The organism is uncultured Nocardioides sp. (assembly GCF_947488025.1).
GTDB lineage: Bacteria > Actinomycetota > Actinomycetes > Propionibacteriales > Nocardioidaceae > Nocardioides.
In genome coordinates this window covers 327,315-342,147 of sequence record NZ_CANKYS010000002.1, presented here as the reverse complement: position 1 = coordinate 342,147, position 14,833 = coordinate 327,315, and the positions used below count along the sequence as shown (strand labels likewise).

The window sequence follows — 14,833 nt, the reverse complement described above, 5'->3', positions numbered from 1 at the left end:
ACCTCGACGTCCACCTCACCACGGAGGAAGCATGACATCACCGTACGACCGCTACCGCGCGGCCGATCTCGACCTGCCGGAGCGCTCCTGGGCCTGGAACCTCTACGGCGCGGGCGAGGAGAGCATGGGCAAGGACGGCCAGCCCGAGCTGCTTCCCGTCCCCGAGCCCGATGCCGACCACATGCTCGTCCGCATCGACAGCGTGGGCCTCTGCTTCTCCGACGTGAAGATCATGCGCCAGGGCGGCAGCCACCCCAAGCTCTACGACCGCGACCTGTCGAAGGAGCCCACCCGGCTGGGGCACGAGGTGAGCCTCACTGTCATCGAGGTCGGCGACAACCTCGCCGACCGCTACCACGCCGGCCAGCGGCTGGCCGTGCAGCCCGACATCTACCAGGACGGGAAGAGCACGGCCTACGGCTACACCATCCCCGGCGGTCTGATCCAGTACCACCTCATGGGTTCGGAGATGCTCGACACCGACGACGGTGCATGCCTGCTGCCCCTCCCCGACACGATGGGGTACGCCGAGGCCTCCACGCTGGAGCCCTGGGGTTGCGTGATGGCCGCCTATACCCAGCGTCGCCGCCTCGAGCCGAAGGTCGGCGGGACCATGTGGATCATCGGCCGTCCCGGCGACGAGCGCGACTACCTCTTCTCCTCGGGCCTGGATGCTCCGGCCACCATCGTGATGACCGACGTGCCGGCCTCGGTGGCCGAGCTCGTGGAGCGCACCTCCGCCACCACGGTCGTACGCAACGGCATCGGTGTCGATGACTTCCAGGCGCTGGCGGACGAGCTGACCGTCGGCGCCGGCTTCGACGACATCGTCATGCTCGATCCCCGTTCGGCGGCGACGGTGGGAGCCGTGGCACAGCGCATCGCCCGGCGGGGCACCCTCAACATGGTCGGCGAGACCGCCCTGGACGGCCTGGTGGACACCGACGTGGGCCGTCTGCACTACGACTACACCGCCTACCTCGGTGGCCGGGGTCCGGACATCGCCTCCTCCTACGGAGAGGCGCGCAACCGCTGTGACCTGCGTCCGCAGGGCACCACCGTCTTCGTGGGCGCCGGCGGCCCCATGGGACTGATGCACCTCCAGCGGGCCATCCAGCAGCCCGACGGTCCCCGCACGATCGTCGCCACCGAGGTGAGCGACGAACGCCTGAAGAGCCTCGAGGACCGTCTGGCCCACCTGGCGGAGAGCAACGACTGCGAGCTGCTCACCTTCAACTCCCAGACCGCGGAAGAGTCCCTCCACGACTTCGTCATGCGGATCACCGACGACCAGGGGGCCGACGACGTGGTGGTCAGCGTCCCCATCGCAGACGTGATGGCCGAGGCCGACACCGTGATGAACGCCGACGGCATGCTGGTCTTCTTCGCCGGTGTCCCCAACGGCACGCTGGCACCGCTGAACCTGAGCGCGGTCTACCTGGACAACGCCCAGTACACCGGGACGTCGGGACTGACGATCCACGACCAGCAGCAGGTGGTGGACCTGGCCAACCGGGGCGACCTCTCGCCGGGCTCCATCGTCGGCGCCGTCGGAGGCATGCGGGCGGCCAAGGACGGCCTCCAGGCGCTGATCGACGGAAGCTACTCCGGCAAGGTCCTGATCTTTCCCCAGATCCACGACCTCCCCCTGATGGGGCTCGACGAGCTGAGGGAGGAGCTGCCGGACGTCGCCGCGAAGCTCGGACCCGGCGGCACGTGGAACGGCGAGGTGGAGAAGGCGCTGTTCGACAGTCAGCTGAGCGGCTGAGTCGCGGGCCCGCTGGGTAAAAACCACACGGTCGGGCACCAATCGTGCCCGAATGCTTGGCAACATGCCCGAACGTGCGGTTTAATCACGGCATCATGTGATGGGGGTCACCCCCTGAGTTCGACTGGAGGACACCAGCATGGCCACGACATTCACGGCCCCGACCGGTTCCGGTGCGCGGGTCCGCATTCAGAAGTTCGGCACGTTCCTCTCCAACATGATCATGCCGAACATCCCGGCACTGATCGCGTGGGGACTCCTCACCGCCCTGGTCATCGACGTCGGCTGGCTGCCCAACGCCGACCTGGCCACGATGGTCGGCCCGATCATCCACTACGCCCTGCCGATCCTCATCGCCGCAACAGGCGGCCGCATGGTCCACGGCGACCGCGGTGCCGTGGTCGGTGGCTTCGCGGTGATGGGTGCCATCGCCGGGTCGGACCTGCTGGTGGCGAACTTCAACGCCGACCTGCCCGCGGACGCCGCCCCGCTCGGTCAGGTGCACATGTTCATCGGCGCGATGATCCTCGGCCCCCTGTCGGCCTACGCGATCAAGCGGGTCGACGCGCTCTGGGACGGCAAGATCAAGGTCGGCTTCGAGATGCTCGTCAACATGTTCTCGGCCGGCATCGTGGCCTTCCTGATGGCGATCGTCGGGTTCTGGGTCGTCGCGCCCATCGTCAACGAGGTCATGGAGGTCCTCGGCAACGCGGTCGAGTGGCTCGTCGACAACAACCTGCTGCCGCTGACCTCGCTCGTCATCGAGCCGGCGAAGGTCTTCTTCCTCAACAACGCGATCAACCACGGCGTGCTCACGCCACTGGGTCTCGCCGAGGCCGCCGAGTCCGGCAAGTCCGTGCTGTTCCTGCTCGAGGCGAACCCCGGCCCGGGCCTCGGCCTGCTGCTCGCCTACACGTTCTTCGGCCGCGGTGTGCCGAGGGCGACCGCCCCGGGTGCCGCGATCATCCAGTTCTTCGGCGGCATCCACGAGATCTACTTCCCCTACGTGCTGATGAAGCCGCGCCTGATCCTCGCCATGGTCGCCGGCGGCATGACCGGTGTCGCGATCAACGTGGCCTTCGACGTGGGTCTCCGCGCACCGGCGGCCCCGGGCTCGATCTTCGCCGTCTACGCCCAGACGGCGAGGGGTGACTACCTCGGGGTCACGCTCGGCGTCTTCGGTGCCGCTGCCGTCACCCTCGTCGTGGCTGCGTTGCTGCTGAAGATGGACAAGAGCGAGGACGAGGGTGACCTGAGCGCCGCGACCGCCCAGATGGAGGCCAACAAGGGCAAGAAGTCGTCGGTCGCCAGCACCCTGACCGGTGGCGCGGCCGCCGCTGCCACCGCCACCGCCACCGCCACCCGCGAGATCCGCAACATCGTCTTCGCCTGCGACGCGGGGATGGGGTCCTCGGCGATGGGAGCCTCCGTGCTCCGCAAGAAGATCCAGGACGCCGGACACCCGGAGGTCACGGTCGTCAACAAGGCCATCGCCAACCTCGACGACAGCTACGACCTCGTGGTCAGCCACCAGGACCTCACCGACCGGGCACGCCAGAAGACACCGTCCGCCGAGCACGTCTCGGTCGACAACTTCATGGCCAGTCCCCGCTACGACGAGATCGTGGCGATGGTCCGCGACAACAACCCGACCTGACGCTCCGCGTCAGGGTCCGACGGTCGAGCCCGGCCCTCCCCGCGGGGGCCGGGCTCGACCTCCGACCACGACCCGCCGCCGCGCGCGTGTGGTCTCATGAGTTCCACCCCACCGACTGAGCTCCACCCAACCGACACTGCGAGGAAGAGGGACGCCAGATGAGTGACGTACTGAGCAGGGAGGCCATCGTGCTCGGTGGCCAGGCCACGGACCGTGACGCAGCGATCACCGAGGCCGGACGGCTGCTGGTCGCGAGCGGCGCGGTCGACGAGGCCTACGTCGACGCCATGCACGAGCGGGAGACCTCGGTGTCCACGTTCATGGGCAACGGCCTCGCCATCCCGCACGGCACCAACGAGGCGAAGACGCTGATCCGCCACACCGCGATCTCGTTCGTGCGCTACGACGAGCCGATCGACTGGAAGGGCAGCCCGGCCCGCTACGTCGTCGGGATCGCCGGCGCGGGAGACGACCACCTGACCGTGCTGCAGGCGCTGGCCGGTGCCTTCACCGACGACGCCAGCATCGCTGCGCTCGACGCCGCACAGACCCCCGACGACGTCCTCGCCGTGCTCGGCGACGTCAGCGCCTGACGTACGGCGCAGCACCTCCGCATCCCAGCGGTCCCGGTAACGGGTCCGAACGACCACTCGCGCCCCCGCCGATGGGGCGGGAGTGGTCATTTCGGGCAGTTACCGGGAGGGGCGGTGCTCAGCAGGCGGTGACCGCGACCGGTACGCCGTTGAGCGCGGCGTTGCCCGACACGTCGAGCAGCTCGGGGTCGGTGAGGTCGTTGACCGAGACGCCCGGGACCTCGCGGCTGCGTGACATCAGGACGCCCTCCGCCGCGTGCCCGTAGCCGTGGGGGAGGGACACCACGCCCGGCATCAGGTCCTCGGACGCGGCCACCTCGACCTCGACCGACCCGACGCGCGACGTCACGCGCACCCGGGAGCCGTCGGCGATGGCGCGCCGCGCCAGGTCGTCGGGGTTCATCAACAGCTGGTGGCGCGGCCGGCCGCGCGTCAGCCGCTCGGAGTTGTGCATCCATGAGTTGCAGTCGCGCTGGTGGCGACGCCCGATCAGGACCAGCTCGTCACCGGTGGGAACGGGTACGGCGGCGAGCCTCGCGACGTCCGCCACCACGAGCGCGGGCGCCAGGTCCACGCGCTTGCTGCGCGCCGGGAGACGGCCCGGCAGCTGGCCGCCCCGCAGCGGGCCGAGGTCGATGCCGGCGGGTCGGGCCCGCAGCTTGGTGAGCGTCACCCCGCTCGACCCCCGGCGCAGCAGCTGCCCGATCAGGAAGGTCGGGCTGGCGGTCAGCCGGGCGCGCTGGACGAGCCGCTTCTTGAGCGGGGCCTTGCGCTCCAGACGAGCGGCCGTGCGGAGGGTGATCTCGCGGAAGATCTGCCAGTCGTGGCGCTGGTCGGCCTCCTTCTCGAACACCGCGGGGGTGAACCGGGCCGTGTTGCGCACGGCCAGGAGGTGGAAGACCAGGTCGTAGTGGTCGCGCTCGAGCGCGGTGGTCGGCGGCAGGATCACGTCGGCGTGCCGGGTGGTCTCGTTGACGTAGATGTCCACCGCCGCCATGAAGTCGAGGCCGGGCAGCGCGGCGTCGAGCCTCGCGCCGTCGGGTGTCGACAGGACCGGGTTGCCCGCCACCGTGAGCAGGGCGCGCACCTGGCCCTCGCCGGGCGTCTCGATCTCCTCGCGCAGCGCCGCCACCGGCAGCTCGCCCGCGGTCTCCGGGAGCCCGCGGACCCGCGAGCGCCATGCGTCGTGGTGCCCGCGCCCGATGAGACCGGTGCCGACGGCGTCGATGGCCGGCGTGGTGAACATGGCCCCGCCGGGCCGGTCGAGGTTGCCGGTGATGACGTTGAGGCAGGTGACCGCCCACTGGCACACCGTGCCCCACGGGCCGGCGGACACCCCGATCCGGCTGTAGACGACGCCGGACTCGGCGGCCGCCAGCTCGCGCGCGAGCCGGCGGACCTCCGCGGCCGGCAGCCCGCTCATCGCCTCGGCGCGCTCGGGGGTGAAGTCGGCGACGAGCGCGACGACCGTGTCGAGCCCGTCGACGTACGACGGCACGGTGGGCGCGGTGTCGGGGGCGGTGTCGGGGGCGGCGTCGGGGGAGGCCTCGGTGGTGAGGACGTGCAGCATCGCGAGCAGCACCCACGCGTCGGTGCCCGGCCGGACGAAGTGGTGCTCGTCGGCGACCTTCGCGGTCTCGGTGCGGCGCGGGTCGAGGACGACCATCCTGCCGCCGCGCGCCCGCAGGTCGCGCACCCGCTGCGGGAAGTCGGGGACCGTCATCAGGGAGCCGTTGGAGGCCATCGGGTTGCCACCGACCACCAGGAACCACGAGGTGCGGTCGATGTCGGGGATCGGCAGGAAGAGCTGGTGGCCGAAGACGAGGTGGGCGACGAGCTGGTGGGGGAGCTGGTCGACCGAGGTGGCGGAGTAGCGGTTCCTGGTGCGGAACGACTTGAACATCGCGGTGCCGTGCGTCATCGACCCCAGGCTGTGGGCGTTGGGGTTGCCGAGGTAGACGCCGAGCGCGTCGTCACCGTGCTCGTTGATCACGCGCGCGAGGTGGTCGGCGACGAGGTCGAACGCCTCGTCCCAGCCGATCTCCTCCCACCGGGCGTCTGCGCCCTCGCCGACGCGGCGCACGGGTCGACGCAGCCGGTCGGGGTCGGCGTACACGTCGGCGATCGCGACCCCCTTGGGGCAGACGTGCCCGCGGGAGAGGGGATCGGCCTTGTTGCCGCGCACCCCGACGACCTCACGTCCCTCGATCGTCAGCTCGAGGCCGCAGATCGCCTCGCAGAGGTTGCAGACGCCGATGCGCTTCTCCATGCGAGCGATCGTCGCACGTCGCCCCCCCCGCGGGGGGATGACATCGGACCGGTCACGCGCCAGACTCTGCCCCGCCCGGTCCAGACCGCCTCGGTCGCCGGGCGGCATCCCCGACAGAACGGAGCACGACATGGGTTACGGAGGGCCGATCGGCCTCATCGTCATCGGACTGGTCCTGGCGCTCGCCTTCAACGAGCAGCAGGTGGGTCCCCTCGAGGTCATCACGCTGGGCTGGATCCTCGTCGTCGCCGGCGTGCTCTGGCTCGTGTTGACGATGGTCCAGCAGAACACCAAGCGGCGCCACACCACCACCGCCACCACGACCGACGCGCAGGGCCGCCAGGCCTCGACGCAGCGCACCAGCGAGTCCGACCCGCCGGCCCCGCCGGCCGTCTGAGCCGCTCGTAGGTCTCTCGTCGCGCGGCGCGGATTGGGCCCGTGGTCCAGCGTCTCGATATGATTCTGCGGTTGCCCAGCAGGGCGACGACGCCGTCACGACGGCCGCGGAACCAGAGTGCCCCGGTGAACAGGCCCGGGCGCGCCGCGCAACGAGAACCGAAGGAGCCCCCATGTCGATTGGTACCGACGCGGAGACCAAGAAGAAGATCATCGCCGAGTACGCCCTGACCGAGGGTGACACCGGTTCCCCCGAGGTCCAGATCGCGCTGCTCAGCCACCGCATCTCGCACCTCACCGAGCACCTCAAGACGCACAAGCACGACCACCACAGCCGTCGTGGACTGCTGCTCCTGGTCGGCCAGCGCCGTCGCCTGCTCAACTACCTCCAGAAGACGGAGATCGAGCGCTACCGCTCCATCGTCGAGCGCCTCGGCCTCCGCCGCTGAGCGACGCCATGGCCGCGTCCTGGCTGCGTTGTCGTCGCTCGACGACCGCTTCGCTCCCAGGTCGCCTTCGCTCCTCCGCCTTGCCAGGCCACGCCCCTGACGCCGCTCAGTCGGGTGTGGCCTGGCACATGGCTATCGTGAGCACATAACTTCATACACACCCAACAGGAGCGACCCGCCTCGTCGCCCGGTCCTCGGTAGTGGCCTTCAGATCCCCAGCCCCCGGCTGGCAGATCTGCGGGCCTCGATCGAAGACCGGCCCCGCGGGACCTTCGATGGTCCACCACATGAGGGGTGGACGCCGCGGATCGCTCCGCGAAGAGAAAGCAGGATCCTGCTTCCATGAGTGAACCCATCATCTCCGCTGTCGAGACCGTCCTCGACAACGGCAAGTTCGGCCAGCGCACCGTCAAGTTCGAGACCGGCCTGCTGGCCCGTCAGGCCGCCGGCTCCGTCACGGCCTACCTCGACGACGAGACCATGCTGCTCTCGGCGACGACCGCGGGCAAGACGCCGAAGGACCACTTCGACTTCTTCCCCCTGACCATCGACGTCGAGGAGCGGATGTACGCCGTGGGCCAGATCCCCGGCTCCTTCTTCCGCTCCGAGGGTCGCCCGGGCGAGGACGCGATCCTCACCTGCCGCCTCATCGACCGCCCGCTGCGCCCGACCTTCAAGAAGGGCCTGCGCAACGAGGTCCAGGTCGTCATCACCGTCATGGCGCTCGACCCCGACCAGCCCTACGACGTGCTGGCCATCAACGCCGCGTCGCTGTCCACCCAGCTCTCGGGCCTGCCGTTCTCCGGCCCCGTCGGCGGCGTCCGCGTGGCGCTCATCGACGGCCAGTGGGTGGCCTTCCCGAGCCACTCGCAGCTCGAGTCGGCCGTCTTCGACATGGTCGTCGCCGGTCGCGTCACCGACACCGGTGACGTCGCCATCATGATGGTCGAGGCCGAGGCTCCCGAGGAGACCATCGCCCTCATCCAGGGTGGCGCCCAGGCGCCGACCGAGGAGGTCGTGGCCAGCGGTCTCGACGCCGCGAAGCCCTTCATCAAGCAGCTGGTCGAGGCGCAGGCCCAGCTCGCCGCCGAGGCCGCCAAGCCGGTCCAGGACTTCCCGGTCTTCCTCGACTACGAGGACGACGTCTACGCCGCCGTCGAGGCCGCCGCGAAGGACGACCTGACCGCCGCCATGCAGATCGGCGACAAGCAGGAGCGCGAGTCGCGCACCGACGAGCTCAAGGTCGCCCTGCTCGAGAAGCTCGCCGACCAGTTCGAGGGTCGCGAGAAGGAGCTCGGCGCCGCGTTCCGCTCGGTCACCAAGAACGTCGTGCGCGAGCGCGTCCTGCGCGACAAGGTCCGCATCGACGGCCGCGGCCTCGCCGACATCCGTCCGCTGCATGCCGAGGTCGACGTGATCCCGCGCGTCCACGGCTCCGCGCTGTTCGAGCGCGGCGAGACCCAGATCCTGGGTGTCACCACCCTCGACATGCTCAAGATGGAGCAGCAGCTCGACACGCTGTCGCCGGAGAAGCACCGTCGCTACATGCACAAGTACGTCTTCCCGCCGTTCTCCACCGGCGAGACCGGCCGCGTGGGCTCGCCCAAGCGTCGCGAGGTCGGCCACGGCGCCCTGGCGCGCCGCGCGCTGCTGCCCGTCCTGCCCACCCGCGAGGAGTTCCCCTACGCGATCCGCCAGCTCTCCGAGGCCATGGGCTCCAACGGCTCCACCTCGATGGGCTCGGTCTGCGCCTCGACCCTGTCGCTGCTGCAGGCCGGTGTGCCGCTCAAGGCCTCCGTCGCCGGCATCGCGATGGGCCTCATCTCCGGTGAGATCGACGGCGAGACCCAGTACGTCGCGCTCACCGACATCCTCGGCGCCGAGGACGCGTTCGGCGACATGGACTTCAAGGTCGCCGGCACCCGCGAGTTCGTCACGGCCCTCCAGCTCGACACCAAGCTCGACGGCATCCCCGCCGAGGTCCTGGCCGCCGCGCTGACCCAGGCACGCGACGCGCGCCTGGCGATCCTCGACGTGATGGCCGAGGCCATCGACGCGCCCGAGGAGATGTCGGTGCACGCGCCGCGCATCATCACCGTGCGCGTGCCCGTCGACAAGATCGGCGAGGTCATCGGGCCCAAGGGCAAGGTCATCAACCAGATCCAGGACGACACGGGCGCGACGCTGTCCATCGAGGACGACGGCACGGTCTACATCGGTGCGACCAACGGTGAGGCCGCCGAGGCTGCCAAGGCCGCGGTCAACGCGATCGCCAACCCGACGATGCCCGAGGTCGGCGAGCGCTACCTCGGCACCGTCGTGAAGACGACCAACTTCGGTGCCTTCGTCTCGCTGATGCCTGGCAAGGACGGCCTGCTGCACATCAGCAAGCTGCGCTCCCTCGCCGGCGGCAAGCGCGTCGAGGCCGTCGAGGACGTCCTGGCCGTGGGCCAGAAGGTCCAGGTCAAGATCGCCGAGATCGACGACCGCGGCAAGCTGTCGCTGGTTCCCGTCGTCGAGGAGGACGAGGCCGGCTCCGAGGAGTCCGCCGACGCCCCCGAGGCCACGGACGCCGAGTGACCTGACGCTCCTGCTCCATCCACGACCGGTCGGCCGTCAGGCCGGCCGGTCGTGGCGCTTCACCCCGTTCCACCCATGCTCCGCCCGGAAGGACCTTCGTGCAGAAGAACGGCACCACCCGCACCCTCCACACGGTGAAGGACGCCGACGGCGCCGTCACCTCACGCGTACGACGTACGGTCCTGCCCAGCGGCCTGCGGGTCGTCACCGAGCAGATGGCCGGCACCCGGTCGGCGAGCATCGGCGTGTGGGTCGCGGTCGGCTCACGCGACGAGACGCCCGCGCTGCACGGCTGCTCGCACTTCCTCGAGCACCTGCTCTTCAAGGGCACCCCGGAGCGCACGGCGATGGACATCTCCGTGGCGCTCGACGCGGTAGGAGGGGAGTTCAACGCCTTCACCACCAAGGAGTACACCGTCTACCACGCGCGGGTCCTCGACGAGGACCTCGGCACCGCGGTCGACGTGCTCGGCGACATGGTGACCGCCTCGACGATCGCCGCGGCCGACGTGGAGGCCGAGCGCGACGTCATCCTCGACGAGATCGCGATGCACGACGACGACCCCGACGACGTGGTGCACAACCTGTTCGCGCAGCAGGCGTGGGGCGACACCCCGCTCGGTCGTCCGATCGCCGGCACCGAGGCCTCGATCACCGCGCTGACGCGGGCGCAGATCCACCGCTTCTACCGGCGCCACTACCGCCCCGACAACATGGTCGTGTCCGTCGCCGGCAACGTCGACCACGCGACCGTCGTACGACAGGTCCGCCAGGCCTTCGGTCGCGGCGGTTTCCTCGAGGGCGAGGCCGACCCGACCCCGTCGGAGCAGTCCGAGCGCGCCCGCAAGGTGCAGCCCGGCGAGACGCGCACCGTGCGTCCGCAGGAGCAGGTCAACCTCGTCCTGGGTGTCAAGGGACTGACCCGCACCGACCCGCGCCGCTACACCCTCGGCGTGCTCAACACGGCCCTCGGCGGTGGCACCTCGTCGCGGATGTTCCAGGAGGTGCGCGAGCTGCGCGGCCTGGCCTACTCGGTCTACTCCTTCGCCACCCACCACGCCGACGCCGGCGTCGTGGGGGTCTCGGTCGGCTGCCTGCCGGGCAAGTACGACGCCGTGCTGGAGACCGTGCGCAACGAGCTCGCCAAGGTCGCGGCCGAGGGGCTGACCGACGAGGAGGTCGAGCGCGGCAAGGGCCAGCTCAAGGGCGGCCTGGTGCTCGGGCTCGAGGACTCCGGCTCGCGGATGTCGCGCATCGGCAAGGTCGAGCTCGTCCACGACGAGCTGCTCACCATCGACGAGGTCGTCGCGCGCATCGAGGCCGTCACGACCGAGGACGTCGCCGCCCTCGCGCACGAGCTGTTCACCCAGCCCGAGCTGCTCGCGGTGGTCGGCCCGGCCGCTGCTGGTTGACCCGTTCGCCGCTGGTTGAGCGTGCCTGCCGCTGGTTGAGCAGCGAGCGAAGCGAGCGTGTCGAAACCAAGGCCCGCTTGGGCTGGGGCTGCTTCTCGGCTCTCCGGGTTTCGACACGCGGGTCACGGCTTCGCAAGCTCAGCCGTGCCGCTTGCTCAACCACCATCAGCGCAGTCCGTCGCTGCGCTCCGTGCTGCGCTCACCTGCGCGCGATGATCCCGATGACCGGGGGAGCCTTCTGCTCCACGACGCTGACCCGGAAGCCGCCGCGCAGGAGGTTCTCGGAGGCCTTCTTCACGATGTTGGGCACCAGCTCGGGGCGGGCGGCCTCATAGAAGAGGTAGACCGCACCGCCGGGGACGACCCGCTCGTGGAGCAGGGCGACCTCGTCCTCGCAGGCGCGGACCCAGAACAGGTTGACGTTGAAGGCGAAGACCTTGTTGAGGCGCTTGACCGGGACGCGCAGGGTGGCCAGGTCGATCTGGCGTACGACGAGCCGGCCGGCGTCGACGTACTTCTGGTTGCGGCGCTTGGTGCGGTCCACGCCCGACTCGGACCGGTCGATCGCGAACAGCTTGCCGGTCTCGAGCCGGGCGCAGATCGCCTCAGCGCCGGCTCCGGGGCCGCAGCCGATCTCGAGGACCTGGTCGCCCGGCTGGACGTCCATGAGGTCGACGGCCCACTTGATGCGCGGCGGGATGGACGAGGCAGGCATGGGCCACAGCCTGCCAGACGCCTGTGCGCGAGTCAGCCACCGCCACTCACCGATACGCGCGGCCGATACGGTTGGCCGCGTGAGCACTGGAGACGAGGCACAGGTCCGGGTCGGCGTGCTGGGCGCGCGGGGCAAGGTCGGCTCGGAGGTCTGCCGGGCCGTCGAGGCGGCGCCCGACACCGAGCTGGTGGCCTCGGTCGACGCGGGCGACGACGTCGAGGAGCTCGCCCGGGCAGGTGCCGAGGTCGTCGTGGACTTCACCCACCCCGACGTCGTGATGGACAACCTGCGCTTCTGCATCGAGCACGGCATCCACGCCGTCGTCGGCACGACGGGCTTCGACGAGTCGCGGCTCGACCAGCTCGAGGCCTGGCTCGCCGACGCGCCGGGGGTCGGGGTGCTCATCGCGCCCAACTTCTCCATCGGAGCGATCCTGATGATGCGCTTCGCTGCGCAGGCCGCCCCCTTCTTCGAGTCGGTCGAGGTCGTCGAGCTGCACCACCCCGACAAGGCCGACGCCCCCTCCGGCACCGCTCGGCGGACGGCCGAGATGATCGCCGCGGCCCGCCGCGAGGCCGGCAGCGCCCCCATGCCCGACGCGACGTCCACCGGACTCGTCGGCGCTCGCGGCGCCGACGTCGAAGGCGTCCGGGTGCACGGGCTGCGGGTCCGCGGGCTGGTCGCGCACCAGGAGGTCGTGCTCGGCACGGCGGGGGAGACGCTGACCATCCGTCACGACTCGCTCGACCGGGTCTCCTTCACCCCCGGCGTGCTCACGGGCATCCGCGCCATCGGTGACCACCCGGGCCTGACGGTCGGGCTCGACGCCTTCCTCGACATCGGCTGACCCCGGCCGGCGTAACCCGGCGCGAGGACCGTTCGTTGGTCGGACGCGGGGCCGCTCGGGCCCCCGGCTCGGCCCAGCACGACGCTGTGGCCGCCGCCTGGAGCGCCGTCCCGGTCGGCTGACCACCCCAGCCGATCCACGGGGAGAGTGGGGGCGTCAGACGAGGCGAGTCACAGCCGCCACGACCGACGCCCCCACGACCACGACCAGGAAGGGCATCCGCAGCAGCAGCGCCACCACGGCGAAGCCGAGGCCGAGGGCCCGCGCGTCGAGCGTCAGCTCGGAGCCCGACGAGAACGTCTGCACGGCGACCAGGGCGGCGAGCAGCGCCACCGGGATGAGGTCGGCCACCCGCTCGACCGTGGGGTGCTCGAGCACCCGCTCGGGCAGCGACAGCCCGGCGAGCTTGAGCAGGTAGCAGCCGACACCGGCCAGCAGGACAGCGGTCCACATCAGCGGTGGCCCCCCGCGACGTCGTCGGGACCGGGAACCTCGGTCGGGTCCTGCCTCTTCCCGATGACCCCCACGAGCAGGGCCACACCGCCCGCGGCCAGCACCGGCACGCCCGCAGCGGTGATCGGCACCATCGTCAGCGCCACCGCCGCGGCGAGCACCGCGACGAGGACGTTGCGACGGTCGCGCAGCCGGGGCCAGAGCAGGGCCAGGAACGCGGCGCCGACGGCCGCGTCGAGGCCGAAGGTCCGGGGGTCGCCGACGGCGTCCCCGGCGAGCGCCCCGGCCGCGGTCGCGAGGTTCCACAGGACGAAGACCGAGACGCCGGTGGTGAGGAAGCCCAACCGGACGCCCTCCCTCGTGCCGCGGCTGACACCCATCGCGGTCGACTCGTCGATCAGCACGTGGGCGGCCGCCGCCCGCCGCCACCCGCGCCACCGCAGCAGCGGGGCCATCCGGAGGCCGTAGAGGGTGTTGCGGGTGCCGAGGAGCAGTGCCGTGGCCGCACCCGACAGAGGCGCGCCACCCGCGGCCACGACACCGACGAGCGCGAACTGGCTGGCCCCGGTGAACATCAGCAGGGACAGGACGCACGTCTGGGCGATGCTCAGGCCCGAGGCGACCGACACGGCACCGAACCCGAGCCCGTAGGCCCCGGTGGCCAGCCCCACGGCGAGGCTGTCGCGGACGATGGCGCTCCGCTCACCGGGGTCGAGGACGGCGTCGGACACGCCCCGAGGCTAGGTCATGCCACGGCCGTTCCCGGTGGCGCGTCCTCAGTGCAGACGACGGCGTACGCGAGCGGTCCGGCCCTGCCGCTGGTGGAAGTCGTGGACCAGCACGAACCCCGCCGCGACGCCGGCCGTGGCCCCGGCGACGAGCCCGACGCGGAGGTTGAGCGGGATCTCGGGAACGGCGACGAACCAGAGACCGATGCCGACGCAGACGACGAGCGCGGCGATGACGAGCACGAACCTGTGTAGTGCGGGAAGCGGACCTAGCATCTGGACCCCCGTGGTCTGCCGGCGAGGTGGCCGGTCACTCCATGGTGACGCGCGTCACAGGAAAAGCAAGCGCCTCAGGGGTGGATTGCAGGATCGGTCGCCCAGGCCGGGTCGGCGTCAGGCGATCGCGGTGTGGAGGCGCACCTGCTTGACGGTGGTCGCCCCGGTGCCGTCGAGGTCGAGCTCGCGGTGGGCGGTGTCGGCTGCCCAGCCGGCGTCGGTCAGGAAGGTCCGCAGGGCGTCGTCGCCGGCGTTGACCCAGGTGACGGCCCGGGTGAAGCGGTCGGCAGCGAGCGTGTCGACGGCCGCCTGGAGCAGTCGGGAGCCGTGTCCCTTGGCCCGCTCGGCGGGGTCGAGCGTCACCTCGGCGAGCTCGCCGTCGGCCACCGGGTCGCAGTCGGGGTCGGCCGCCGGCGAGGTCAGGGCGAAGCCCACCACGCGGTTGCGCTCGAGGGCGACGAGGACCCGGTTGCGGGCGTCGGCGGGCCGCGACATCGCCTCGCGCCACTGCGCGGCCACGGCGTCGACATCGGTCGGGAGGACCTCTGCCGGCAGCAGGCCGGCGTAGAGGTCGGGCCACGCGCGGACCTGGACGGCCGCGATGGCCGCGGCGTCGTCGGCCCAGGCGACGCGTACGGACACGTCGGCGCTCGGGCCACCGCCTGCCGGCGGGTGCTGGTGCGACATCAG

14 protein-coding genes are annotated in these 14,833 nt (G+C 71.0%); 8 read left to right on the top strand and 6 right to left on the bottom strand.

Features of this window, described 5'->3' with window-relative positions:
• The first annotated feature begins 31 nt into the window (after positions 1–31).
• The 3 genes from Q1B24_RS05050 (at position 32) to Q1B24_RS05040 (ending at position 4,018) form a co-directional block, all read left to right on the top strand.
• Complete coding sequence (locus Q1B24_RS05050; protein ID WP_299924134.1) at positions 32–1,768, top strand: alcohol dehydrogenase catalytic domain-containing protein; 1,737 nt, start codon at positions 32–34, stop codon at positions 1,766–1,768.
• A gap of 139 nt (positions 1,769–1,907) precedes the next feature.
• The gene (locus Q1B24_RS05045; protein WP_299924131.1) at positions 1,908–3,425 is read left to right on the top strand and encodes a PTS mannitol transporter subunit IICB; all 1,518 of its coding nucleotides are present in this window, start codon (positions 1,908–1,910) and stop codon (positions 3,423–3,425) included.
• A gap of 158 nt (positions 3,426–3,583) precedes the next feature.
• Positions 3,584–4,018, top strand: a complete 435-nt coding sequence (locus Q1B24_RS05040; protein ID WP_299924128.1) for a PTS sugar transporter subunit IIA — start codon at positions 3,584–3,586, stop codon at positions 4,016–4,018.
• A gap of 118 nt (positions 4,019–4,136) precedes the next feature.
• Here the strand turns inward: Q1B24_RS05040 and Q1B24_RS05035 are convergent, their stop codons facing one another.
• Positions 4,137–6,287 carry a molybdopterin-dependent oxidoreductase gene (locus tag Q1B24_RS05035; protein ID WP_299924125.1) on the bottom strand — a complete coding sequence of 717 codons (2,151 nt, stop codon included), beginning with the start codon at positions 6,285–6,287 and terminating at the stop codon, positions 4,137–4,139.
• Positions 6,288–6,417: 130 nt separating this feature from the next.
• On the opposite strand from Q1B24_RS05035, the gene Q1B24_RS05030 reads away from it, so the two are divergent.
• From Q1B24_RS05030 to Q1B24_RS05015, 4 genes are all read left to right on the top strand, one after another.
• Complete coding sequence (locus tag Q1B24_RS05030) at positions 6,418–6,684, top strand: DUF6458 family protein (protein WP_299924122.1); 267 nt, start codon at positions 6,418–6,420, stop codon at positions 6,682–6,684.
• A 172-nt stretch (positions 6,685–6,856) separates the two neighbouring features.
• On the top strand, positions 6,857–7,132 hold the full coding sequence (gene rpsO / locus Q1B24_RS05025) for a 30S ribosomal protein S15 (protein ID WP_056906479.1): 276 nt from the start codon (positions 6,857–6,859) through the stop codon (positions 7,130–7,132).
• A gap of 342 nt (positions 7,133–7,474) precedes the next feature.
• Entirely contained in the window at positions 7,475–9,712 is a 2,238-nt protein-coding gene (locus Q1B24_RS05020; RefSeq protein ID WP_299924111.1) for a polyribonucleotide nucleotidyltransferase, read from the top strand.
• Between the two features lie 98 nt (positions 9,713–9,810).
• Positions 9,811–11,124, top strand: a complete 1,314-nt coding sequence (locus Q1B24_RS05015; protein WP_299924108.1) for a pitrilysin family protein — start codon at positions 9,811–9,813, stop codon at positions 11,122–11,124.
• Positions 11,125–11,323: 199 nt separating this feature from the next.
• Here Q1B24_RS05015 and Q1B24_RS05010 read toward each other — a convergent pair whose 3' ends face one another.
• Entirely contained in the window at positions 11,324–11,839 is a 516-nt protein-coding gene (locus Q1B24_RS05010; protein ID WP_299924105.1) for a class I SAM-dependent methyltransferase, read from the bottom strand.
• A 79-nt stretch (positions 11,840–11,918) separates the two neighbouring features.
• Here Q1B24_RS05010 and dapB point away from each other — a divergent pair, with 79 nt between their 5' ends.
• Positions 11,919–12,686 carry a 4-hydroxy-tetrahydrodipicolinate reductase gene (dapB, locus tag Q1B24_RS05005; protein WP_299924102.1) on the top strand — a complete coding sequence of 256 codons (768 nt, stop codon included), beginning with the start codon at positions 11,919–11,921 and terminating at the stop codon, positions 12,684–12,686.
• Between the two features lie 156 nt (positions 12,687–12,842).
• On the opposite strand, the gene Q1B24_RS05000 is transcribed toward dapB, so the two are convergent.
• From Q1B24_RS05000 to Q1B24_RS04985, 4 genes are all read right to left on the bottom strand, one after another.
• Positions 12,843–13,139: an AzlD domain-containing protein gene (locus tag Q1B24_RS05000; protein ID WP_299924099.1), complete on the bottom strand. Its 297-nt coding sequence runs from the start codon at positions 13,137–13,139 to the stop codon at positions 12,843–12,845.
• Positions 13,139–13,870 carry an AzlC family ABC transporter permease gene (locus tag Q1B24_RS04995; RefSeq protein ID WP_299924096.1) on the bottom strand — a complete coding sequence of 244 codons (732 nt, stop codon included), beginning with the start codon at positions 13,868–13,870 and terminating at the stop codon, positions 13,139–13,141. The genes Q1B24_RS05000 and Q1B24_RS04995 overlap by 1 nt, the downstream gene beginning before the upstream one ends.
• 45 nt (positions 13,871–13,915) lie before the next feature.
• Complete coding sequence (locus Q1B24_RS04990) at positions 13,916–14,143, bottom strand: hypothetical protein (RefSeq protein ID WP_299924093.1); 228 nt, start codon at positions 14,141–14,143, stop codon at positions 13,916–13,918.
• Positions 14,144–14,260: 117 nt separating this feature from the next.
• Positions 14,261–14,830: a GNAT family N-acetyltransferase gene (locus Q1B24_RS04985; protein WP_299924090.1), complete on the bottom strand. Its 570-nt coding sequence runs from the start codon at positions 14,828–14,830 to the stop codon at positions 14,261–14,263.
• Between the last annotated feature and the right edge of the window lie 3 nt (positions 14,831–14,833).

What these genes read in the sequence shown, in the direction of transcription:
- Q1B24_RS05050 (WP_299924134.1), top strand. Translation starts at nt 32, where the DNA reads ATGACATCACCGTACGACCGCTACCGCGCGGCCGATCTCGACCTGCCG.
- Q1B24_RS05045 (WP_299924131.1), top strand. Translation starts at nt 1,908, where the DNA reads ATGGCCACGACATTCACGGCCCCGACCGGTTCCGGTGCGCGGGTCCGC.
- Q1B24_RS05030 (WP_299924122.1), top strand. Translation starts at nt 6,418, where the DNA reads ATGGGTTACGGAGGGCCGATCGGCCTCATCGTCATCGGACTGGTCCTG.
- Q1B24_RS05035 (WP_299924125.1), bottom strand. Translation starts at nt 6,287, where the DNA reads ATGGAGAAGCGCATCGGCGTCTGCAACCTCTGCGAGGCGATCTGCGGC.
- Q1B24_RS05010 (WP_299924105.1), bottom strand. Translation starts at nt 11,839, where the DNA reads ATGCCTGCCTCGTCCATCCCGCCGCGCATCAAGTGGGCCGTCGACCTC.
- Q1B24_RS04990 (WP_299924093.1), bottom strand. Translation starts at nt 14,143, where the DNA reads ATGCTAGGTCCGCTTCCCGCACTACACAGGTTCGTGCTCGTCATCGCC.
- Q1B24_RS05000 (WP_299924099.1), bottom strand. Translation starts at nt 13,139, where the DNA reads ATGTGGACCGCTGTCCTGCTGGCCGGTGTCGGCTGCTACCTGCTCAAG.
- Q1B24_RS05020 (WP_299924111.1), top strand. Translation starts at nt 7,475, where the DNA reads ATGAGTGAACCCATCATCTCCGCTGTCGAGACCGTCCTCGACAACGGC.
- Q1B24_RS04985 (WP_299924090.1), bottom strand. Translation starts at nt 14,830, where the DNA reads ATGTCGCACCAGCACCCGCCGGCAGGCGGTGGCCCGAGCGCCGACGTG.
- rpsO (WP_056906479.1), top strand. Translation starts at nt 6,857, where the DNA reads ATGTCGATTGGTACCGACGCGGAGACCAAGAAGAAGATCATCGCCGAG.
- Q1B24_RS05040 (WP_299924128.1), top strand. Translation starts at nt 3,584, where the DNA reads ATGAGTGACGTACTGAGCAGGGAGGCCATCGTGCTCGGTGGCCAGGCC.